Here is a 22,911-nt window from a genome sequence, read left to right as displayed (position 1 = left end):
ATCCCTTAAACTGAGTTGATCCGAGCGGTATCGGAATGCCGAGATGCCGCACTAATCGGATCGACTCAGCGCATCGGCCCCTCTACTCCGCAGCCGCTGCGAGCGTCACCGACGAATCGCGTAACACCTCGCCGGAGAGCGGATCGTGCTCGCCCGACCAGGGCCTGCGCTCCAGGATGTTGCACGGGCGGGTCGTGGCTCTCGTCCTCATGAATGCCGTCGCCCGTCATCGGGCGTTCGCATTGCACGCGCGGCCTGCGCTGCTTGAGAAATGCCGTTGTCCAATCGCGATGATAGCGCCTGCCTATCGATAGCGACGCTGATCTTCGTTCAGCGGGGCGAGACCATCGCCAGCAACTGCGCCGAGCAGGCATCGCCGCCGCGCTCGCGGTCGCGGGATGTCTGGCGCGTTGGCTGACGCTGCCGGGCGTTCAGGACCGGCTCGGCGCGGGCTCGGATTGAGCCGGCGGGGCCTGCTCATCGTCGTCGGCGATCGCGCGCCAAGCCGCCCCTTCGAGATCGTCGTACTGGCCGCTCTTCAGCGACCAGAGAAAGCCGACCAGACCGGCAAGGCCGAGCGCCAAAGCGAGCGGAACGAGAATGATCATCACTTCCATGACACGGCCTCCCCAGCCACCTTGCGGGCACGCAGCGCATTCAGCATGACGATGATCGATGAGCCGGACATCGCGGCTGCCGCGATCAGCGGGGTGACGACGCCGCTGATCGCAAGCGGCACCGCCAGGACGTTATAGCCGACCGCGAGCCACAGATTCTGCCGCATCAGATGCAGCGCCTTGCGCGCGTAGTCGATCGCGGCCAGCACCGGCGCCAAGGGACGACCGAGAAAGACGAGATCGGCGGTGGCCTGGCTGAGATGCGCGGCCGAAATCGGCGACATCGAAACGTGCGCGGCGGCGAGCGACGGCGCATCGTTCATGCCGTCGCCGACCATCATGACCTTGACCCCGGCCCGCTTCAGCTCCTCGATGCGCGCGATCTTGTCGGCCGGCGTCACGCCGGCGCGCCACTCGCTGATGCCGAGCGCCATGGCGGCTGCGGCCACCGCCGCCTCGCGATCGCCCGAGAGGATCTCGACCTTGATGCCGCGCCGCTGCAGGCCGGCGACGATCTTGGCAGCGTCAGGGCGCAGGCCCTGGCGCACCGAGAACAGGTACTTGCTATCGCCGCGGCTGAAGGCAACCACCGAAGCCTCGGGATCGACGCTGCTGGTCTGCGCAACCAGCGCCTCCGCGCCGCAGAAAGCCGGACGCCCCAGCCTGATTTCGACGCCGTCGACGACGGCGCGGACACCCTGCCCCGGCTCCTCGACCGCGCCCATCAGCGGCGAACGCGCATTGGCAGCCTGGGCCACCGCCGCCGCCACCGGATGATGGCTCGACAGCGCGAGCTGGCCGGCCAGTGCGAACACGTCTGCAGGAATGTCGGCGGCGTTGACGACCTCGAGCTCCGGCAGCGTCAAGGTGCCGGTCTTGTCGAAGATGACTTGATCGGCCTCGGCGAGGCGCTCGATCGCATCGCCCGCATTGAGCAGCACGCCGGACTTGAACATCGCGCCAGAAGCCACGGTCTGCACCGTCGGAATCGCGAGCCCGAGGGCGCAGGGACAGGTGATGATCAGCACGGCGATGCCGGTGACGATGGCGTCGTGCCAGCTCGCCCCCATCAGCACCCAGCCGAGCACGGTGAGCGCTGCGGTCGCATGCACCACCGGCGCATACAGCCGCGAGGCGCGGTCGGCCAGCCGCATGTAGCGCGAGCGGGCCTGCAGCGCGTTGTCGAGCAGGCGCGTGATCTCGGCGAGCAAGGTGCCCTCGGCGGCGGCCGAGACCCGGACGCGCAGCGTGCCGGAAATGTTGAGCGAACCCGCATAGACCGCGGTGCCCTGCTCGGCCGGCACGTAGAGCGTCTCGCCGGTGATCAGGCTCTGGTCGATCTCGGAGCGGCCCTCGACGACCACGCCGTCGACCGCGCAGCGCTCGCCGGGACGCAGCAGCACCAGATCGCCGGCGCGAACAGCGGCGACCGGCACCTCCGAAATCTCGTCGGGGCCGATGAACTTGGTCGCGGTCTCCGCCTTCAGCGCGGCCAGATTGCCGGCGACGGCGCGGGTCTTCCGCCGCATGTTCTGGTCGAGATAGCGGCCGACCAGCAGGAAGGTCAGCAGCATGATCGCGGCGTCGAAATAGGCGTGCTCGGCGTGATGAAACGTCTCGACGATCGACATGCCCAAAGCCAGGATCACGCCGATGCAGATCGGCACGTCCATGTTGACGTTACCGGTCTTCAAGGCACGCCAGGCGGAGCGGAAGAACGGCTGGCCGGCATAGGCCGCGGCCGGCAGCGCGATCACGGCCGACAACCAGTGGAAGAAGTCGCGCTGCTCGGGCAGCATGTCGCTGACATTGCCGGACCAGACCGGGATCGACAGCATCATCACGTTCATGGTCGCGAACGCCGCGACGCCAAGACAGCGCAGCAGGAAGCGCGACTCCTCGGCCTCGGTGGCTTCCGCACTCGCCTTCTCGAACGGATAGGCCTTGTAGCCGAGCTCGGCGAGCCGATCGATGAACTTGGCCGGATCGAGCGTGCCCTGCTTCCATTCCAGCGCGACGCGGCGGTCGGTGAGATTGACGCGCGCCAGCGTCACGTCGGGCAGCGCGGAGAGGCCGCGCTCGATCTTGGCCATGCAGCCGGCGCAGCTGACGCCTTCGACCGCGAGGTCGATATGCTTCAGCCCTGCCCCGAGATCCTTGACGTAGTGAGAGAAGTCACGCGTCGCATGCATGATCGAAATCCCTTCAGTTCAGCAGCACGCGGTTCTTCGACATGAACAGGCGTCGGCCGCTGGAATCGCCTTCGAGCACGAGGTCCCACTGGCCCGGCGCGATCGCCTCCGCCGTGCCGCGATAGATGCCGATGCCGACCTCGGCGAGCGCGACCTCCTGATCCGCGCGCTTGTCGGCGGGACGCTCGAGCCGGCCCTGGAAGGTCAGGCCCGAGACGGGATTGCCGCTCGCGTCGCGCGCGTTGACCTGCAGAATGGCGGCGCCGCCGGCGCCACGCTCGATATGCGCCTCGACCTGCCAGCGCCGCGCCTCCTGGGCGCGCGCCGCCGCGATCTCCTTTTCGTAGCCGAGGCTGGCGCTGTAGGCGCTGTCGACCTCAGTGCCCGGCAAGGTCGAGATCGCCATCTTCATCATGTAGACGTTGACCCCGATCACGGTCCCGAAGAAGGCAAGGAGCATCGCGAGCACCATGCCTCCGGTCAGCTGGAAAGAAGGATTGGAACGGCTGGCCATTGACAGGCTCCTTGCTTACGGGCTGACGAAATTGTCGGTGGCGGAGGCGACGACGCCGAGACCGATATCCGTCACGTGGAACTTCACCGGGATGGACTTCGCAGGATTGCTCTCCTCGGGCGCGGTCACCAGGAGGCGCAGCTCCTCGGTCTGGTCGCGGCCGACCACGATCATCGGTCGGTCCGGCGTGACGGAGTCGGCTCCGACGACGTGAACGGTCGAATTGACGGGACCCTCGATGTCGATGGCGATGACGCGATCGAAGCCGTGCTTATTGAGGACGCGCACCGTATAGGCATTGCGGATCGAGCCGTCGGATAGCTTGATCGCAATCGGATTGCGATCGTGCAGCACGTTGACCTCGAGCAGCGACCGGGTCGCGAGCTTGTAGGCCATGGCACCGCCGACCGCGGCGATGATCGCGGCATAGACGATGGTCCGCGGGCGCACGAGCTTGTAGATCGGCGGCTTGCCTTCCTGCCGGCGATGGATGTTGATGTCGTTGTCATAGCCGATCAGCCGCGTCGGGCGGCCGATCTTGGTCATGACGGTATCGCAGGCGTCGATACAGAGGCCGCACTGGATGCAGTCCATCTGGGCGCCGTCGCGGATGTCGATGCCGGTCGGGCACACCGCCACGCATTGCTTGCAATCGATGCAGTCGCCGGCCGGCTGGCCGAGCGCGCGCAATTCGGCGGCCTTCTTGACCGACATGCGGCTCTCGCCTCGGTCGTAGCGGTAGGTGACGTTGAGCGCCCATTCATCGGTCAGTGCCGCCTGGATGCGCGGCCACGGGCACATATACACGCAGACCTGCTCGCGCATGAAGCCGGCGAGCGTATAGGTCGTCGCGGTCAGGATCGCGATCCAGACATAGGCGAGCATCGGCCCCTGGAAGGTGATGAGATCCTTCACGAGCGTCGGCGCATCGCTGAAATACAGCACCCAGGCGCCGCCGGTCCACCACGCGATCATCAGCCAGATCGAATGCTTGAGCACGAGCTCCGAGATCCGCTCCAGTTTCATCGGGTCGTTGGAGGCATCCTTCTTCATGCGCTCCCGGCGGTCGCCCTCGATCAGGCGCTCCACCGCGTAGAACAGGTCGGTCCACACTGTCTGTGGGCACAGATAGCCGCACCAGATGCGGCCGCCGATCGCGTTCATCAGGAACAGGCCGATGGCGGCGATGATCAGGAGGCCGGTGAAGTAGTACACCTCCTGCGGCCATAGCTCGATGAAGAAGAAATAGAAGCGGTGGTTCGGGAAGTCGATCAGCACCGCCTGGTCGGGCGCGCCGAAGCCGCGATTCCAGCGCACGATCGGCAGGAAATAATAGACACCGAGACAGAAGCCCATCAGGCCCCATTTGATCCGGCGGAAGGTTCCTGAGACGCTCTGTGGATAGACCTTCTTGTGCGCGGCATAGAGCGGACCGTAATCGTCCACCGGCTGCAGGTCCTGAGGCTTCAGGTCGTCCGGTCTTACCGTCTGGTTCATGGCTGGCGGGTCATGGCTGGGGGATCTTCTCGCAGTTGCGGCCGAAGGTATTCCCACCTCCGGCCGCGCAGTTGATCCAGCTCAATTGAAGGAAAGGTTCCGTTGGATTTCCGTTACTTTCCTCCGCCCAGCGAGTGGACGTAGACGGCCATCGCCTTGATCGTGGTCGGGTCGAGACGGCCCTCCCAGGCCGGCATGACACCGGCGCGACCGTTGGTGATGGTCTCGATTAGGGTCACCTCGTCGGAACCGTAGAGCCAGATCTTGTCGGTCAGGTTCGGCGCCCCGAGGTCCGGATTGCCCTTGGCGTTGTCGCCATGGCAGGCCGCGCAGTTTTCGGCGAAGACCTTGGCGCCGGCCTTGGCGTCATAACCCGGCCGGGTCGGCAGGCCCGCCAGCTCCCGAACGTAGTTGGCGACCGTGACGATCTCCGCCGGCTTCAGGACACCGTCCTTGCCGAAGGCGAGCATCTGGCCCTCACGCGTCTTCGGGTGACCCGAGCGCACGCCGTACAGCAGGGTCTGCTGGATCTGCTCCAGCGAGCCGCCCCACAGCCAGTCGTCGTCGTTCAGGTTCGGGAAGCCCTTGGCGCCGGCCGCGCCGGTCCCGTGGCAGGCGGCGCAATTGTCGCCGAACACGGTCTTGCCCTTGGCACGCGCCAGGGCCAGCATCGCCGGATCCTTCTCGATGTCGGCGAGCGAGGCGGTCGCGAGCGCCGCCATCTTGGCGCCGCGGATCTTCTCGAGATTGGCAAGCTCGACCGCCACGTCCGCACGGGACGAGTAGCCGAACAGGCCCTGAGTGTTGCTGGAGATGGTCGGCCAGGCCGGATACACGATCCAGTAGCCGATCGCCCAGACGATGGTGATGTAGAAGGTGATCACCCACCACCGCGGCAGCGGGGTGTTGAGCTCCTTGATGCCGTCCCAGGCGTGGCCGGTGGTGGGGGTGCCGGAGACACTGTCGACTTCGGTATGGTCAGCCATGATGAATTAATCCTCCCGCAACGGCATGCTCGCCGCCTCGTCGAAAGCGGCCTTGTTGCGAGGCCAGAGGGCATAGGTCACGATCGCGATGAAGATCGCGACGAAGATCGGGGTCCACAGCGTCGTCACGAGTGACGACGCGATGTTTTCGACTGCAATGATGGGCTTCATGATGTTCGCCTCTGATCTCAGCGCAGATTGGCTTTTTCGTTGTAGATCTTGAAGTCGACCAAGGTGCCGAGCATTTGCAGGTACGCAACCAGCGCATCCATCTCGGTCGGAGCACCCGCCTTGCCGTCGAAGTTGCGCACCACCGCCTTCGGATAGCGTTTGGTGAGCGCCTCGGCACCGGCACCGTCCGGATCGACCTGCGCCTTGAGGTCGGTGGCGGCGTTGGCGATCTGGTCGTCGGTGTAGGGCACACCCACCGCCCGCAGCGTCTTCAGGTGATCGGCGACGTTGTCGGCGTTCAGCTCGGTCTCCTTCAGGAAGGGATAGCCGGGCATGATCGATTGCGGGACGATGGCGCGCGGGTTGGTCAGGTGGGTGACATGCCAGTCGTCGGAGTACTTGTTGCCAACGCGGGCGAGGTCAGGACCCGTACGCTTGGAGCCCCACTGGAACGGATGGTCGTACATGCTCTCCGCGGCGAGCGAGAAGTGGCCGTAGCGTTCCACTTCGTCGCGCAGCGGACGAACCATCTGCGAATGGCAGAGATAGCAGCCCTCGCGGACGTAGATGTTGCGGCCGGCCAGCTCGAGCGGCGTATAGGGACGCACGCCGTCGACCGCCTCGATCGTGCTCTTCAGGTAGAAGAGCGGAGTGATCTCGACGAGGCCGCCGATCGCGATCACCAGCAGGATGCCGATGACCAGGATGATCGAGTTTTTCTCGAAGACTTGGTGTCGTTGCCAGAAAGACATGGTTGATACCTCACTCCGCCGGCTGAAGGGCGACGGGCGACTGAACTTCTTCCTCACCGACACGGACCGTCATCCAGAGATTGTAGGCCATGATGAGTGAGCCGATCAGGAACAGCGCGCCACCGGCGGCACGGATGATGTAGAAGGGGTGCATCGCCTCGACGGTCTCGATGAACGAGTATTCGAGGAAGCCGAGCGCCGTGTAGGACCGCCACATCAGACCCTGCAGGATGCCCGAGACCCACATCGCGGAGATGTAGAGCACGATGCCCAGCGTGGCCGTCCAGAAGTGCCAGTTCACGAGCTTGAGGCTATAGAGACCCTTGCGGTTCCAGATCCACGGCACCAGGCAGTACAGCGCGCCGAAGGAGACGAAGCCGACCCAGCCGAGCGCACCGGAGTGCACGTGACCGATGGTCCAGTCGGTGTAATGGCTGAGCGAGTTGACCACCTTGATCGACATCATCGGACCTTCGAAGGTCGACATGCCGTAGAAGGCGACCGAGACGACCAGCATGCGCAGCACGGGGTCCGTCCGCAGCTTGTCCCACGCTCCCGACAGGGTCATCAGGCCGTTGATCATGCCGCCCCAGGAGGGCATCCACAGCATGATCGAGAAGGTCATGCCCAGGGTCTGCGTCCAGTCCGGCAGCGCCGTATAATGCAGATGGTGCGGGCCGGCCCAGATGTAGAGGAAGATCAGCGCCCAGAAGTGGATGATCGACAGCCGGTAGGAATAGACCGGCCGTTCCGCCCGCTTCGGGATGAAGTAGTACATGATGGCGAGGAAGCCGGCGGTCAGGAAGAAGCCGACCGCGTTGTGGCCATACCACCACTGGAACATCGCATCCTGCACGCCACCCCAGGCGATGTAGGACTTGGAGCCGAACAGCGACACCGGAAGCGCCGGGTTGTTGCCGAGGTGCAGAACCGCGATCGTGACGATGAAGGCAAGATAGAACCAGTTCGCCACGAAGATGTGCGGCTCCTTGCGCTTGATGATCGTCGTCAGGAAGACCAGCAGGTAGACCACCCAGACGATCGTCAGCCAAAGATCCGAGTACCATTCGGGCTCGGCGTACTCCTTGCCCTCGGTGACACCGAGCAGATAGCCTGTGCCCGCGATCAGGATGAAGAAGTTGTAGCCGATCACCACGAACCAGGGCGCAAGATCGCCGGCGAGGCGCACGCGGCAGGTCCGCTGCACGACGTAGAATGACGTCGCCAGCAGCACGTTGCCGCCGAAGGCGAAGATCACCGCCGAGGTATGCAGCGGCCGCAGGCGGCCGAAGCTGGTCCACGGCAGGTCGAAGTTCAGCGCGGGCCAGGCCAGTTGCGAGGCGATGATGAGGCCGACCGTGAAGCCGGCGATGCCCCAGAACATCGACATGAACGAGGCGAACTTGATCGGACCGAGATTGTAGTTCGGCCGACCATTGATCTCCTGTGGAGGCAGCTCGCCGCGCTCGAAGTAGCGGTTGAGGATGAAGAAGACGGACGCCGCGCTGGCGGCAGCCGCGAGCGAGGCGTGGAACGCGAAGGCCGTATCCAGTGCCTTCGCCGCAGCGAAGACGCACAGGAAGGCGGTGACGGCAAAAGTGAGCGACAAGCCACTTTCGCCGATGGTCATGGATTTTGTGGATGAGGACGCGCTCATGCGGAATCTCGCTGAAAGAACACGAGCCCAGCAACCACAATCGTTCACACGTGGAATTGATCGAAATCAACTTTGCGACCGGTTCGCCGGTAAACAGGCGGAGTGTTGCACGACGACGCGGTTTCGGTCGCAGACACGGCGACGGCCGGCATGCAGCGATGCATGCCGGCCGTCATTAGACGTTCGTAGCAGGCTTCGGACTCAGCGCGCCGCGCTCAATCCTTGGCGGCAGCCGCCAGCGCTCGCACGATGTCCTCGCGGGCGACGATCCCGACCACGCGGTTGTCGGCATCGGTCACGGGAAGGCTGCGGATGCGATGCTCGACCATCAGCTGCAGCACGCGCGTCAGCTTCGTATCCGGCCTGACGTAGATGAACTCGGACGTCATCACGTCGGCGACCGTCCGGTTCATCAGGTCGCTGTAGCGCGGCAGCATCTGATTCGGCGTGAAGGCAAAGCATTTCAGCACGTCGAACTTGGTGACGATGCCGATCACCTCGTCGTTCTCGACGACGGGGTAGGTGTTGAAATCGTCGCGGTCGAACATCTCGCCGAGCTCGCGGATCGTCGTCTCCCGGCTCACGGTCGTGACGTTGCGCGTCATGTAGTTGCCGGCGGTTTCCTCGAGAAATCTGTACAAGGCGGCAATCCTGTTCTCGGATGGAGCGGGTCGAATTTCAGTGCGACAGCAGAACGCAACGCTCACTGCGCGTCATCAGATGCTCGGTAACCCCGCCGAGCACGAGCTCGCGGAACCGGGAATGGCCATAGGCGCCGGCCACCACGAGGCCTGCCGAAAGATCGGCGGCGACGGCGTCGAGCGTGGCCACAACGTTCCGTCCCTGCCCCGGCTCCGCGACGCGCGCCGATGCGACGATCTTGTGACGGCCGAGCCATGCGACCACGTCCGCAAGACGCGCTGCGCAGGCGTCATATTCCGAGGTGTTCTCCAGGATCTCGACGACCACGACGCCGCTCGCCTTGGCGAGCAGCGGCAGGGCATCGGTCAGGGCCCGGCGCGCCTCCGATGTCTCCTTCCAGGCCACCAGCACGGTCCCAAGATCGAGCGAACTGGCGTTGTCCGGCACCACGAGCAGCGGGCGCCCGGCCTGCATGACGAGATCCTTGGGATTGGCGACCGCGAACGCATCGGACATCCCGGGCGGCACGCTGCCGGTGACGAGAATGTCGGCGGCACGGGCCTGCGCCAGCACATGGCGCGCGGGAAAATCTACCGCGCCGCGCCAGCTCAACGACGCAGCCCGGTCACCAACGGCGGTGCGGAACTGCTGTTCGAGCTCGGCCAGTCGATTCCGCAGCGCGGCCTCGCCCTGCTCGATCAGATCCTGCGCCTGCTCGCCGGTCGTGAAGTAGAGCGGCGGCGCGAATTCCGCAGCCGCCACGCCGATGACACCCGCGTCAAAGCGCGCCGCAAGGTCGGCCGCGACCTGAAGGCGGGCCTCATTCGGCTGACTGAGCGCAAGGCTCACCATCACAGTCGCGAACGTCATCCCGTCTCTCCAAACATTGCTTCCATGCAGCTCTTAGAGGTGAAATCACCTGCCGTGATGAGATAGATCAAGGTGCGGCGGTAAAGCACGGGCGGCAGGACACCGTTGGAACCCGGCCCACGATCGGAGAAAGCCTTGAATTGTCGAACCAAAGTTTAAGTCGGGCCGGGTTGCGGGGGCGCAATCTGGTATAGGATACCGCGGTGGTCGGCCTCCCGGCTGCGGCGATAACGGCGAATCGAACAACGGCGAATCGATCAAAGGCTTCGAATTGCGCGGCTTCACCCAACCCTTCCCGGATGCATCCGCCAGACCCGACGACGCTCGGACGCTGGGCTTCGGCGCGTGGGATCTCGATCTGGCGTCGGGCGAGTTCTACTGGTCGGTGACGACGCGGAAGCTGTTCGGCGTGGCGACCGACGAGCCGGTGACCTACGGCTCCTTCCTGGCGCTGCTGGCGCCCGAGGATCGCGCGCCGGTTGAGGCGGCGATCGAGGATTCGCGCCGTCAGAGCACCGGGTTCGACATGTCGTTCAAGATGTCCGGCAGCGGCCACTGGATTCGCGTGCTTGCCGGCGTGGTCCCCGACGAGGCCGGCACACCGCACCGTCTGCGCGGCATCGCCCTCGACATCGACCAGGAGAAGCGGCTGGAGGAGACGCTGCGGCTGCGCGAGCAGCATTTCCGCTCGATCCTGGACACCGTGCCGGACGCGATGATCGTGATCGACGGCAGCGGTACGATCCAGTTCTTCAGCTCCGCGGCGGAGCGCATGTTCGGCCTCACCGAGGCGGAGGCGGTCGGCCTCGACGTCAGCGAATTGATGCCCGAGCCGGACCGCTCCCGCCATGCCGGCTACCTCACCCGCTACCATGCCAGCCGCGAGCGCCGTATCATCGGCATCGGCCGTATCGTGACCGGCCGCCGCCGCGACGGCACGACATTCCCGATGCATCTGTCGATCGGCGAGATGCAGTCCGGCGGCAAGCCCTATTTCACCGGCTTCGCCCATGATCTCACCGAGCATCAGCAGACCCAGGCGCGGCTGCGCGAATTGCAGTCGGAGCTGGTCCACGTGTCGCGCCTCAGCGCCATGGGCGAGATGGCCTCGGCGCTGGCGCATGAGCTGAACCAGCCGCTCGCCGCGATCAGCAATTACATGAAAGGCTCGCGCCGGCTGCTGGCCGGCAGCGGCGATCCGAACACGCCCAAGATCGAGAGCGCGATGGACCGCGCCGCCGAGCAGGCGATTCGCGCCGGCCAGATCATCCGCCGTCTGCGCGACTTCGTCTCGCGCGGCGAATCGGAGAAGCGGGTCGAGAGCCTGTCGAAGCTGATCGAGGAAGCCGGCGCGCTCGGCCTTTCCGGCGCCCGCGAGCAGAACGTCCAGTTGCGCTTCCAGCTCAATCCGGAGGCCGACCTCGTGCTGGCCGACCGGGTCCAGATCCAGCAGGTCCTGGTCAATCTGTTCCGCAATGCGCTCGAGGCGATGTCTCATTCCGCCCGCCGCGAGCTCAGTGCGACAAATCGCAGACTCGGCGACGACTTGATCGAGGTCTCGGTCTCCGATACCGGAACGGGATTCCACGACGACGTCATGCCCAACCTCTTCAAGACCTTCTTCACCACCAAGGACACTGGAATGGGAGTCGGCCTCTCGATCAGCCGGTCCATCATCGAGGCCCACGGGGGGCGCATGTGGGCCGAGAACAACGAGGCGGGCGGAGCGACGTTCCGCTTCACCCTGCCGGCGGCCTCGACCAGGGTTGAGCACGATGGCTGAACGGGCCAAGGTCTATGTGATCGACGACGACGAGGCGATGCGGGATTCGCTCAACTTCCTGCTCGATTCATCAGGCTTCGACGTCACGCTGTTCGAGAACGCGGAGGTCTTCCTCGGCCGACTGCCGACGCTCCCTTTCGGCTGCGTCGTCTCGGACGTGCGGATGCCCGGCATCGACGGCATCGAGCTGCTCAAGCGCATGAAGGCCGCCGGCAGCAGCTTTCCGATCCTGGTGATGACCGGCCATGGCGACGTGCCGCTCGCGGTCGAGGCGATGAAGCTCGGCGCGGTCGATTTTCTGGAGAAGCCGTTCGAGGACGAGCGATTGGTTGCCATGATCGAAACGGCCATCCAGCAGGCAGAGCCGGCCGCGAAGAACGAATCGGTCACGCAGGATGTCCTGGCACGCGTCGCCAGCCTGAGCCCCCGGGAGCGACAGGTGATGGATGGACTGATGGCCGGGCTCTCCAACAAGCTGATCGCGCGCGAATACGACATCAGTCCGCGCACCATCGAGGTCTACAGGGCCAACGTGATGACCAAGATGGGAGCGAACAGCCTCTCCGAGCTGGTGCGCCTGGCGATGCGCGCAGGCGCGCTGAAGGATTGAGCTAGATCAAGATACCTTGACAGAATCGAGTGTTATGTTGTGCCTCGGTTCAACATCACATTCTCGCGGCACGTGCGATGTCGGCTCACACAAAACTTACGGTCTACGTAGCCGACGACGATGCTGACGTCCTCGGCTCGCTGCGCTTCCTGCTGGAGGCTGACGGCTTCGACGTGCGCACGTTTCGCAGCGGCACCGCGCTGCTCAAGGCCTCCGACCACGCGCCCGTCGACTGCTTCGTGGTCGACTACAAGATGCCGGAGATCAACGGGGTCGAGCTCGCCGAACGGTTGCGCAAGCAGGGCGCCACCGCTCCGGTGGTGCTGATCACCGGCCACTACGATGACAGGCTTGCGGCGCGCGCGGCGGCCGTCGGGATCCAGGATTTCCTGCTCAAGCCGCTGCTCGACGACAATCTGGTGAAGCGGATCCGCAAAGCGATCGCCAACGACCATTCGGGTACCGCACAGCGCGTCTCCTGACCCGGCCGGCCTACGTATATCTACGTAAGGGACCCCCCTTAAGATATCGCGCGAAATGTCCTTAACGGGAGCCGCCGTGTACCACATCGCCATCCGCCGCAAGGAGATGGTCATGCTCAATCAGTCGATTATCAATTCGGTCGTCAGCACCAACGTTCCCCACACCGTCCCCTCTCCTGCGGCCAATCCCTTTGCCGAGATCACCGGCCACACCGGGCTGATCGCCAGCGAGTTCTCGTACAAGAAGGACGAGGAGATCTATGGCGAGGATGAGCCGGCCGAGTACGTCTACCAGGTGATCTCCGGCGCGGTTCGCAGCTACAAGCTGCTCTCCGACGGCCGCCGCCAGATCGGCGCCTTCCATCTTCCAGGGGACGTTTTCGGCCTCGAATTCGGCTCCATGCACCGTCTCGCCGCCGAAGCCATCATCGACACCACCGTGCGCCTGGTGAAACGCCGCAGCCTCGAACAGGCCGCAGGCGTCGACGTCACGGTCGCCCGCAAGCTCTGGACCATGACGGCCGGCGATCTCCGCCATGCCGAGGACCACATGCTGCTGCTGGGCCGCAAGACCGCGATGGAGCGCGTCGCCACCTTCCTGCTCGAGATGGACCGCCGCCTCGCCGTCGCCGGCATGATGGCGCTGCCGATGTGCCGCCGCGATATCGGCGACTATCTCGGCCTGACCCTGGAGACCGTGTCGCGCGCGCTGTCGCAGTTGCACAGCCAGGGCGTTCTCGGCTTCTCCGGTGCCCGCCAGATCGTGCTGCGCAACCGCCAGCGCCTGCGCAGCATGGACGCCTGAGGCGCCCTGCCCGTTCACGCCCTGCGCCGGCGATGCCCGGTCTCGGGCATCAGCAGCGCGATCAGAAGAAGACCTGTCAGCGCCACGCCCGACAGACCCATGAAGGCGGTGGCGCTGCCGCAGCGATCGCTGGCGAAGCCGGCGACGACGGTGGACAGCGATCCGCCGATCCCCGACGCCGTCCCGACAATTCCCTGCGCCAGATTGAAGTGCCCGCTGCCGAAGGCGACGTCGGCCACCGTGAGTGGAATCATCACGGCGAAGACGGCCGCGGTGACGCCGTCGAAGATCTGCACCGCCACCAGCACGTAGGGATCGTGCACGACCGCGAACAGCGCGCCGCGCATCGCGAGCGCGGCAAACCCCAGCATCAGCAGCGGCCTGCGGCCCCATTGCTGCGCCACCGCGCCGACCGAGGGCGAGGTCAGCGCCACGATCGCCTGCGGCACCACGATGCAGAACGCGATCAGCATCGGCGCCCATTCGCTCGATTTCGTCGTCACCACGCCGGCCATCAGCGGCAGCATCGCCGCATTGGCGAGTTGCAGCAGGAACACGCCGAGCGCGAAGACGAGCAGCGCGCGCTGACGCAGCAGGCCGAGCAGATTCGACAGCCGCGCGACCTCCTTGTCCTCGTGATCGGCCCGGCCGTGCGCCCGCGCGACGTCGATCTCGCGCTCGCGGACTCGCGACAACGCGATCAGCGTCGGAAAGGCGAGAATGAAGGTGACCAGGAACACGGCGCGGCTGGACAGCAGATAGCCGCAGGTGCCCATCACGGCCGCGGCCACGCCATTGCCAAGCGACGCGAACCGCGCATTGCGGCCGAGCCGCTCCGCCATGCCGCGCGGCCCGACCAGGCCGAGGCTGATCGCCGCGATCGCGGGTCCCAGCACGCAGCTCGCCGCCGCATGCAACGTTGCGGCAGCCGCGACCGCGGGAAAGATCGGCCAAGCCGCATAGGCCAGCGCGCAGCCGCCGATGGCCGCGATGGCAAGGCCGGCGACGCGGCGCTCGGATCTGGCCGCATCGATGATCGCGCCGCCCGGCATCTGCCCGATCAGCCCGACGATGCCGCCGATCGACAGCACCAGGCCGATCTGCGCCTGCGTCCATTTCTGCGTCGTCAGATAGACCGCGATGAAGGGACCGAAGCCGGTCTGCACGTCGGCCAGGAAGAAGATGAACCAGTCCAGCCCACGCAGGCTCTGCCGCGACGGCGCTGGTCTTGAAGTCTGGCCATGATCCTCCCCAGCATCCGGACGCGCGCCCGCCTCTGCCGCGCCGTCAGGCTCGGACTCCCGGTCAGGCGATCTCGACGGCCGTGCAATCGGCATGGCTCTCACATCTCAACTCATGAGGCTGACGGGACAGAACATCCCCACCGTGTTCCGCTGCACGCGCAGGCCGGACCGGCAATCTCACGCATCAACTCAATGATCGAAATCCCAGGGTGACAGCTTGCCGGACGCGCCGAGCACGACGACGGGCTTGTCCTCCTTGTATTCGGGCGCGGCCTTCACCTGCTCCTTGGTGAGGTCGAGCGTGACCTGGTCGCTCTTCTCGGCAATGTGCTTGAAATCGAGCGCGGTCCAGTCGACCACGATCTTGCGGCTGCCGACGCCGAGGAAGCCGCCGAAATCGATCACCGCGGCGCGCACCGTGCCGGTGAGATCGACGATGACGTCGACGATGTGGCCCATGTCCTCGCCGGTCGAGCTGCGCACGTCGCGACCGAGCACGCCATGCGCATCGCGCGCGCCGAGGATCGTGACCGAAGGGGGTGGTGCCGGCTCTTTCGCGGGCGCCGCCGCATCCTTGGCAGGCGGTGTCGGCGACGGCTGCTGCGCATGCCCATGAGTCGCATGCAGACCGATCAGCAGCGGCAGCATGAGGAGGCAGCTGCGAGCAGCTCGGCGGAGGGCGCGTTTCAGCGTCATCATTGCGCCAGCACCAGCGAGACCTGGATCTGACCGCGCCGCCGCAGCACCTCCATGGAGATGTCCTCGCCATGGCGGCGAATCCGCAGGTCGATCGTCGAGTTGCCGAGCCTGAGATCGCGCAGCACCACCCAGTCCAGGAACGCCGGCAGCCGCGGATTGCGCAGGCGGATCTCGCCGCGCGCGGCGTCGAACTCGAGCCCGAGCGCCGCCTCGAGCAAGGTGAACGGGGTCGCACTCGCCCAGGCCTGCGGCGCGCAGGCCACCGGATAGAGCGTCGGGCCCCGATGCTTCTCGCGCCGGAAGCCGCAGAACAGCTCCGGCAGCCGGCGCAGATCCATGTAGGACGCTGCTTCGAACAGGCCGCCGAACACCTGCTCGACCGCATGCTTCAGGCCATAACGCGACAGGCCGAGCGCAATCAGCGCGTTGTCGTGCGGCCAGATCGATCCGTCGTGATAGGACATCGGATTGTAGCGCGGCTCGCCGCAGGCGACGGTGCGGATGCCCCAGCCCGAGAAGAAATGCGGCCGCAGCAGTTCGGCGGCAAGCTTGCGGGCGCGATCCTCGCGCACCATGCCGCTGAACAGCAGCTGCCCGGCGTTGGACGTCCGGACGCGGCAGGGCTGCTTGTGGCCGTCGAGCGCGAGCGCATAGGTGTTCAGATCCTCGCACCAGAAGGCGTCCTCGAACCGTTCCGCGAGATCAGCGGCCTCGGCCTGGAGCCGGTCCGCCATCTCGGCCTTGCCGAGCCGACGGGCGCAACGCGCCGCCAGCTGCTTGCCGGCAAAGACATAGCCCTGCACCTCCGCAAGCGCGATGTAACCTTCCGCGAGACGTCCATCGGCATGGAACACCGCGTCGTAGGAGTCCTTCCAGCCCTGGTTGGCGAGACCCTGCTCGGAGGCGCGTTGATATTCCACGAAGCCATCGCGATCGGGATCGCCGGGGCCGTCGATCCAGCGCAACGCCAGCTCGATCGCCGGCCATAGCTCCCTCAGGGTGTCGATGTCGCCGGTGCGCTCGATGTAGAGCCCGGCGAGCAGCACGAACAGCGGCGTGGAATCGACGCTGCCATAATAGCAGCCGAACGGCACCTCACGCAGCGCCGCCATCTCGCCGCCGCGCATCTCGTGCAGGATCTTGCCGGGCTCGGCATCGGACAGCGGATCGGTCGTGCGCGCCTGATGCACGGCGAGCCGGCGCAGGACGCCGCGGGCAATGCGCGGATCGACCCACAGCATCTGCAGCGCGGTGATCAGCCCGTCGCGACCGAATGTCGTCGAATACCAGGGAATGCCGGCATAGGGATAACGCCCCTCCGGCGTATCCGTCATCAGGATGTTCAGATCGGCCGCTGCCTGGCACAGCACCTCGTTGAGGATGTCGTTGGAGGTCTCGATGCTGGCGGCGCCTACGGTGCATCGGCGCATCTCTCGGCGATGGGCGAGCAGGCTGCGGAAGAAGCGCCGGGGCCGCTCGCCGGCCTTGGCGTTGCACATCACGGCCACGAACAGCGAGGCCGATTCCTGCGGGGCAAGATCGAAGTGATAGGTTGCGGCATTGACGGTGAGATGCGTCGGACGCGGATCGAAGCTCACGTCGGTGGTGCGCAGGACGTTGTCCAGGCCGCGATAGCGCAGGACGACCTCGGACGGGTCCACCAGCCGGCTCGCGCTGATGCCGCGCCGCGGCCGCACGGTGCCTCGCACCTCGAAAAGGTCGGCAAAATCATTGTCGAATGTCAGCTTGAGATCGAAGCTGGCCTGGCGATCGCCATGGTTCTGCAGCCCGATGCGCTGATAGGCCGTGCCATGCCACAGAAAGATCGTGCGCACGATGTGCAGCATATCCTTCGGCAGCACCAGGCGGCCCTGGCTGTAGATGTCGGGATTGGTGAGATCGACGGTCAGCGCGGAGTTGTCGTCGCGCAGGCTCGAGCCGAGCAGCAGGGGCTGAACGTCGTCCAGCGTCAATTCGAGCCGCGCGAGATAGCGCGTATCAGCGTTGAAGAGACCGTCCGGTCCGCCGGCCGAGGCGCCGATGTCGCCGTGGCCGTCGAGGACGATGAACGTATCGTCGTGCTTGAGCGAGCGCCGCGGCCGGGACGCCGGCCCCGTCATGGGAATGTAGAACGGCTGCTCCGCGGGCTCGTCCGTCTGGGTGATCGACGACAGTGTGCTTGCGACTTCGGCGGACATGTTGGCCTCATGCGATGTTGAAGTGCCCAGACAACCGAGAGTGCACGTTCTCGACGCGACCCGACGCTACGATCAGGCGGCGAACTTGGCGAGCCGGTTCATCTCCTGGGTCACGAGATCCCGATACGGGCCCTCGTCCTGCATCAGCCGGTCGGGCGCGCCGTCCTCGATGATCCTGCCCGATTTCAGCACCACCACGCGGTCAAAATTCCGCAAGGTCGCGAGCCGATGCGCGATCGCGATGACGGTGCGGCCGCGCATCAGCCGACTCAACGCCTCGCGGATGGCCTCCTCGGACTCGCTGTCGAGCGCAGCCGTGGCCTCGTCGAGCAGCAGGATCGGCGCGTCCTTGAGGAACGCCCGCGCGATCGCGATGCGCTGGCGCTGCCCGCCCGACAGCTTGACGCCACGATCCCCGACCATCGTCTGCAGTCCTTCCGGCAGCGTCTCGACGAAGTCGCAGCGCGCCGCGATCGCCGCCCGTAACACCTCGTCGTCGGTCGCACTCGGACGTCCGTAGCGAATGTTCTCCAGAATGGAGCGATGGAACAGCGAGATGTCCTGCGGAACCACCGAGATCGCCTCACGCAGGCTCTGCTGGGTGACCTTGGCGATGTCCTGACCATCGATCCTGATGTGCCCGGCTTGCGGATCATAGAACCGTTGCAGCAGCGTGAACAGGCTCGATTTGCCGCCGCCGGACTGTCCGACCAGGCCCACGCGCTGGCCCGGCTGCAGACGCAGCGTGAAATTGTCGAACAGCTTGTCGCCGCCTGGATAGTGGAAGGTGATGTTGTCGAAGGCGATGGCCGCACCGCTCTTGACCAGTGGCTCGGCCTCGGGGTGATCGCGCAGTTCGTGCGGCTGCAGCAGAGTCGCGATCGCCTCGCTCATGCGCGCCACGTGCTGGGTGACGTCGACCAGCGCCACCGCCAGATCGCGCGTCGCGTTGAGAATGCAGAGGCCGAGCGTGCAGACCAGCACGACGTCGCCCGTCGTCGCCCCGCCCCGCTGCCACAGCGAGATCGCCCAAGCCATCAGCGCGACCGTCAGCACGATCGTGACCGTCGCGTGCAGAATGCGCAGCTTCTCGAGGTAGCGAAGACTGCGCCCGCGCGCCTCCAGCTCCCTGTCGACCGTCGCATCGAATCGGTCATGCTCGTGGCGCAGGCCGCAGAACGCGCGCACCAGCGGCATGTTCGAGATCACGTCGACCATCTCGCCGTCGACCATGGCCGCCTTGTCGGCGAAATCGTCATGCAGCGGCTTGCCGGCTGCCGCCAGACGGAACATCGCCGCCACCATCATCGCCGCGATCAGCAGCAGGCCGATGGCCATCGGGCCGCTCACGGTTCCGATCAGACAGATCGCCGCGACGGTGGCGAGGCATGGCGGCAAGACGTTCCAGACGAACATGTTCTCGACGGTGAACACGGCGTTCGACGTCGCCGTGATGCGGCTCGACAACATGCCGGGCAAACGGTCGCCGAAATAGCTCGGCGAATGCCCGGTGAGATGACGGAAGATGTCGCGCCGGAGATCTCCGGTGACACGGACGAAGGTGAAGCTCGCGATCCAGCTGGCGACGCGCCACAGAATGTTGTCGGTCGCGATCAGCGCCATCAGCAGCACGAACGCGGCCCAGACGTTGCCGCCCCCCGCAGGCCCGGCGGAGAGGCTGTCGACGAGGGATTTCACGCCATATTGCGTGCCTACCGAACAGGCAACCGCACCGATGACGGCCATCAGGATAACGAGATGGGCGGTGGGACGCTTGCGCAGATAGCGCATCACGAAGGGAAAGGGTCGGTGCGCGTAGCCTGAAAGCTGATCCATGGTCTTCCCCTTGATGAGCGAGGTCGTGGCGACACCTGATGGGGCCAGATGAACGATGAACCATTTCTCCGGTTCCGTGCGCCTTCGCAGCGCAACCCTGCCCTCCGGTGATGCCGCGGCGGGCAGCGTTGGAGAGCGGGGATGGCATCAATGAGACGGCGCGGAACACGTTGTGTCGAAGAAAGAGTGATCGCGTGAATGGAACTTCGCACATGCGACAACGTTCCCGCTGTGGCAGTGCCGGCGCCATTGGGGATTCATCCATGATCGGTCACGAACAGGAGACGACGAGATGCGCATTGCGCAAATAGCTCCATTGACGGAGGCCGTGCCTCCGAAGCTCTACGGCGGCACTGAGCGGGTCGTTCATTGGTTGACCGAAGAGCTCGTTGCCCTCGGACACGACGTCACCCTATTCGCCAGCGGCGATTCTCAGACCTCGGCGAAGCTCTCTCCGACATGGCCGAAAGCTCTGCGCCTCGACGGATCGGTGAGGGATCCAAACGCGCTGCACATGGTGATGCTCGAAAACGTCCGGCAGCAATGCGACGACGAACAGTTCGACATTCTGCACTTCCACCTCGACTACTACCCGTTCTCCCTGTTCCACCGGCAACCCACACCGTTCCTGACCACCTTGCACGGCAGGCTCGATCTTCCGGAGCACCAGCCGGTGTTCTCGGTCTTCAAGGATGTTCCCGTCGTCTCGATCTCGGACTCGCAGCGCCGGCCAGTGCCGAATGCGAACTGGGTGCGCACCGTGCTGCATGGACTGCCCGCAACGCTCCTGATGCCCAAGCCGGTGACGCCGAGCTATCTCGCCGTGCTCGGACGCATCGCCCCGGAAAAGGGTGTCGACCGTGCCATCAAGATCGCCATGCGCTGCGGGATTCCGCTGAAGATCGCGGCCAAGGTCGATCGCGCTGACCAAGACTATTACGAGCAGACGATCCGTCCCTTGATCCACGACAATCCGCTCGTCGAGTTCATTGGCGAGATCGGCGATCGTGAGAAGCCGGAGTTCCTGTCTGGCGCGCTCGGACTGCTGTTGCCGATCGATTGGCCGGAGCCGTTCGGCCTCGTGATGATCGAATCGATGGCCTGCGGCACGCCCGTGATCGCCTACAACCGCGGCTCGGTTCCAGAAGTGATCGACGACGGCGTGACCGGCTTCATCGTCGAGGACGAGCTCAGCGCGGTCGCGGCCGTCAATCGCCTGCCCGACCTGAGCCGCGCCCGCGTGCGCGAGCAGTTCGAGCGCCGCTTCACCGCGCGCCGCATGGCGCTCGATTATCTCGCCGCGTATCGCAGCCTGATCGACATCGCGAAGCCGCGCATCCGGCTGGTCAGCAGCGCCGAATAGCACGAGGAGGCCGGGCAAGTCGGCAGCCCGGCCTCCGCCTCAACTCAGGTCACGGCGCCCCGTTTCGGCTCGACGATCTCGAACATGCGCGGGAACTCATCCATCAGCGACATCAGCTCGGCCAGCCGCATCGGATTGCCCGCGAAGCTGATCTTTCCGGCGGCGACCGCTTCCGGAAAGCTCGTGGCCTTGGCAATGACCGCATCGAGCGTCGAACGCGCCAGCGTGAACCCCGCATCGGCGGTCGACGCCTGCACGCCGACCGCATAGGTCAGCGCACAATTCTGCAAGGTGAGCACGAAGCGCTCGCCGGTGTCGGTGAACGTCCAGTTCAGCACGATGTGCTTGCCCTCCGCCTTGGGCCCGTTCAGCCTGACCCCGAGCACGTCCCATAGCTGCTCGGTGCGCAGCGCCGCCAGCGTCTCGCGCGGCAGGCCGGGCCGGGCCGGAACCTCCGGCATACCCTGGCGCAGCTCCTGCGCGCCGAACAGATAGGCATTGCGCCAGGTCGCACTCTCGGCGGCATAGCCGAGCTGCTCCAGCGTGTCGGCCAGCAGCGCGCGCGCCTCGGCATTGTCCGGCTCGGCGAAGACGAGATGACCCACGGCCTGCGCGACGAAGCGGAATTCTCCGTTGGCAAAGTCCGCGCGCGCCCGCGCCAGCAGCGCCTCGGCCCCGCCCATATAGGAGACGTATTTCCGGCCGGCCTCGACCGGCGGCAGCGGATCGAGATTGACCGGATTGGCATCATACCAGCCGAGATATTTCTGGTAGATCGCCTTCACGTTGTGGCGGATGTGGCCGTAATAGCCGCGCGCATGCCATGCCCCTTCGAGGCTCCGGGGCAGCCTGATCTGCTCGGCGATCTCGCTTGCGGTCAGGCCATGATTCATCAGCCGCACCGTCTGGTCGTGGGCAAACTTGTAGAGGTCGCGCTGCTCGCGGATCATGCCGTCGACACGGCTAGCGCCCCACACCGGCCAATGATGCTGGCCGCACATCACCTCCGCCTTGCCGCCCCACAGTTGCAGCGCCTCGCCGAGATATTTCGACCACGCCAGCGCGTCGCGCACGTCGGCGCCGCGAAACGGCAGCAGGTTGTGGAAGTTGTGCGTGCAGTTCTCCGCGAGGTTCAACAGGCGATAGCGCGGCACGAAGAAATGCATCTCCGCCGGCGCCTCGCTGTTCGGCGCCATCTGGAATTCGAAGGTGAGACCGTCGATGGTCCTGGTGTCACCGGTTGCCATGATCAGGTCGGTCGGCCGCAACAGCGCAACGGCCCCCGCCGCCATGGTCTTGCCGAGCCCACAATCGACATGGCCCTTCGGACCCTTCGCGAGCAGCGGCCCGAACTGATATTGCGCCCGCCGCAGCATCGCGGGGCCGGCGATGATGTTCTCGGAGACCGCATGCTCGATGAACAGGTTCGGCGCGATCAGCGGCACGCGGCCGCTGGCCAGGGCATCGTCGTCGACCACGCCGCGCGCGCCGCCCCAATGATCGGTGTGGGTATGCGTGAACATCACCGCCGTGACCGGCCTGACGCCGCGGTGCTGGTAGTACAGCTCCAATGCAGCCTGCGCGCCCTCGATCGAGGTCAGCGTGTCGACCACGATCACGCCGGTGTCCCCCTCGATCAGCGTCATGTTGGCGATGTCGAGCCCACGCACCTGGTACACGCCGGGCACGACCTCGAACAGGCCGTGATGCATGTTGAGCTTCGCCTGCCGCCACAGACTGGGATTGACGGTCGGCGGCGCCTGCTCCGCGTCGAGGAAGCCGTAAGGCGCGAGGCTCCAGACGGTGCGCCCCTGCGCCGTCGCCACCTTGGCCTGATCGATCGTGCCGAGAAAGCCGCGGGCGGCATCATCGAAATCGGCGGTGTCGCCGAACGGCAGCGCCTCCAGCAGAGCCTGCTGCGCCGCGCCCACGGCTGCGCTGGCCTCCTTGCACTCCTTGGTGCCATCTCCGCTGACCGGCGCGTTCATGACCG

General features: G+C 65.6%; 21 protein-coding genes. 5 read left to right on the top strand and 16 right to left on the bottom strand.

Annotation, left to right across the window (positions count from 1 at the left end; genetic code table 11):
* Positions 1-82: 82 nt before the first annotated feature.
* From QX126_RS04330 to QX126_RS04280, 11 genes are all read right to left on the bottom strand, one after another.
* Positions 83-211, bottom strand: coding sequence for a hypothetical protein (locus tag QX126_RS04330; protein ID WP_315737155.1), 129 nt, complete (start codon positions 209-211; stop codon positions 83-85).
* Between the two features lie 220 nt (positions 212-431).
* Positions 432-617, bottom strand: a complete 186-nt coding sequence (gene ccoS / locus QX126_RS04325; protein WP_315737154.1) for a cbb3-type cytochrome oxidase assembly protein CcoS — start codon at positions 615-617, stop codon at positions 432-434.
* A complete protein-coding gene (locus QX126_RS04320) occupies positions 608-2,809 on the bottom strand; it encodes a cation-translocating P-type ATPase (protein ID WP_315779516.1) in 2,202 nt (733 codons plus the stop codon). The genes ccoS and QX126_RS04320 overlap by 10 nt, the downstream gene beginning before the upstream one ends.
* Positions 2,810-2,822: 13 nt before the next feature.
* Entirely contained in the window at positions 2,823-3,323 is a 501-nt protein-coding gene (locus QX126_RS04315; RefSeq protein ID WP_315737152.1) for a FixH family protein, read from the bottom strand.
* A 15-nt stretch (positions 3,324-3,338) separates the two neighbouring features.
* A complete protein-coding gene (ccoG, locus tag QX126_RS04310) occupies positions 3,339-4,820 on the bottom strand; it encodes a cytochrome c oxidase accessory protein CcoG (RefSeq protein WP_315779514.1) in 1,482 nt (493 codons plus the stop codon).
* A gap of 113 nt (positions 4,821-4,933) precedes the next feature.
* On the bottom strand, positions 4,934-5,806 hold the full coding sequence (gene ccoP / locus QX126_RS04305; RefSeq protein ID WP_315737150.1) for a cytochrome-c oxidase, cbb3-type subunit III: 873 nt from the start codon (positions 5,804-5,806) through the stop codon (positions 4,934-4,936).
* 6 nt (positions 5,807-5,812) lie between these two features.
* Positions 5,813-5,977 carry a cbb3-type cytochrome c oxidase subunit 3 gene (locus QX126_RS04300; RefSeq protein WP_315715702.1) on the bottom strand — a complete coding sequence of 55 codons (165 nt, stop codon included), beginning with the start codon at positions 5,975-5,977 and terminating at the stop codon, positions 5,813-5,815.
* A gap of 17 nt (positions 5,978-5,994) precedes the next feature.
* A complete protein-coding gene (gene ccoO / locus QX126_RS04295) occupies positions 5,995-6,729 on the bottom strand; it encodes a cytochrome-c oxidase, cbb3-type subunit II (protein ID WP_315737149.1) in 735 nt (244 codons plus the stop codon).
* A gap of 10 nt (positions 6,730-6,739) precedes the next feature.
* Complete coding sequence (ccoN, locus tag QX126_RS04290; protein ID WP_315737148.1) at positions 6,740-8,386, bottom strand: cytochrome-c oxidase, cbb3-type subunit I; 1,647 nt, start codon at positions 8,384-8,386, stop codon at positions 6,740-6,742.
* A gap of 215 nt (positions 8,387-8,601) precedes the next feature.
* Entirely contained in the window at positions 8,602-9,027 is a 426-nt protein-coding gene (locus tag QX126_RS04285) for an HPP family protein (RefSeq protein WP_315737147.1), read from the bottom strand.
* Positions 9,028-9,064: 37 nt separating this feature from the next.
* On the bottom strand, positions 9,065-9,898 hold the full coding sequence (locus tag QX126_RS04280; RefSeq protein ID WP_315737146.1) for a universal stress protein: 834 nt from the start codon (positions 9,896-9,898) through the stop codon (positions 9,065-9,067).
* Positions 9,899-10,169: 271 nt separating this feature from the next.
* Between QX126_RS04280 and fixL the strand changes: the two genes are divergently transcribed.
* The 4 genes from fixL to QX126_RS04260 all read left to right on the top strand — a co-directional run bounded on the left by fixL (position 10,170) and on the right by QX126_RS04260 (position 13,578).
* Positions 10,170-11,681, top strand: coding sequence for a sensor protein FixL (fixL, locus tag QX126_RS04275; protein ID WP_409999071.1), 1,512 nt, complete (start codon positions 10,170-10,172; stop codon positions 11,679-11,681).
* Positions 11,674-12,291, top strand: a complete 618-nt coding sequence (gene fixJ, locus QX126_RS04270) for a response regulator FixJ (RefSeq protein ID WP_315772439.1) — start codon at positions 11,674-11,676, stop codon at positions 12,289-12,291. Before fixL ends, fixJ begins: the two co-directional genes overlap by 8 nt.
* 77 nt (positions 12,292-12,368) lie before the next feature.
* On the top strand, positions 12,369-12,773 hold the full coding sequence (locus QX126_RS04265; RefSeq protein ID WP_315737144.1) for a response regulator: 405 nt from the start codon (positions 12,369-12,371) through the stop codon (positions 12,771-12,773).
* Positions 12,774-12,885: 112 nt separating this feature from the next.
* Positions 12,886-13,578, top strand: coding sequence for a helix-turn-helix domain-containing protein (locus tag QX126_RS04260; protein WP_315737706.1), 693 nt, complete (start codon positions 12,886-12,888; stop codon positions 13,576-13,578).
* Between the two features lie 14 nt (positions 13,579-13,592).
* Here the strand turns inward: QX126_RS04260 and QX126_RS04255 are convergent, their stop codons facing one another.
* The 4 genes from QX126_RS04255 to QX126_RS04240 all read right to left on the bottom strand — a co-directional run bounded on the left by QX126_RS04255 (position 13,593) and on the right by QX126_RS04240 (position 19,555).
* Positions 13,593-14,915 carry an MFS transporter gene (locus QX126_RS04255; RefSeq protein WP_315779512.1) on the bottom strand — a complete coding sequence of 441 codons (1,323 nt, stop codon included), beginning with the start codon at positions 14,913-14,915 and terminating at the stop codon, positions 13,593-13,595.
* A 96-nt stretch (positions 14,916-15,011) separates the two neighbouring features.
* A complete protein-coding gene (locus tag QX126_RS04250) occupies positions 15,012-15,470 on the bottom strand; it encodes a PRC-barrel domain-containing protein (protein WP_315737142.1) in 459 nt (152 codons plus the stop codon).
* Between the two features lie 47 nt (positions 15,471-15,517).
* A complete protein-coding gene (locus tag QX126_RS04245) occupies positions 15,518-17,719 on the bottom strand; it encodes an amylo-alpha-1,6-glucosidase (protein WP_315737141.1) in 2,202 nt (733 codons plus the stop codon).
* A gap of 72 nt (positions 17,720-17,791) precedes the next feature.
* Complete coding sequence (locus QX126_RS04240; protein ID WP_315779511.1) at positions 17,792-19,555, bottom strand: ABC transporter ATP-binding protein; 1,764 nt, start codon at positions 19,553-19,555, stop codon at positions 17,792-17,794.
* 292 nt (positions 19,556-19,847) lie between these two features.
* On the opposite strand from QX126_RS04240, the gene QX126_RS04235 reads away from it, so the two are divergent.
* Positions 19,848-20,918 (top strand): glycosyltransferase family 4 protein, encoded by a 1,071-nt coding sequence (locus QX126_RS04235; RefSeq protein WP_315737139.1) that lies wholly within the window; start codon positions 19,848-19,850, stop codon positions 20,916-20,918.
* 44 nt (positions 20,919-20,962) lie between these two features.
* On the opposite strand, the gene QX126_RS04230 is transcribed toward QX126_RS04235, so the two are convergent.
* Positions 20,963-22,906 carry an alkyl/aryl-sulfatase gene (locus QX126_RS04230; RefSeq protein WP_315779509.1) on the bottom strand — a complete coding sequence of 648 codons (1,944 nt, stop codon included), beginning with the start codon at positions 22,904-22,906 and terminating at the stop codon, positions 20,963-20,965.
* Between the last annotated feature and the right edge of the window lie 5 nt (positions 22,907-22,911).

The organism is Bradyrhizobium sp. SZCCHNPS1003, assembly GCF_032381555.1.
Classification (GTDB): domain Bacteria; phylum Pseudomonadota; class Alphaproteobacteria; order Rhizobiales; family Xanthobacteraceae; genus Bradyrhizobium.
The sequence above is the reverse complement of the archived record's forward strand: the minus strand, read 5'-3'. Positions and strand labels throughout refer to the sequence as shown.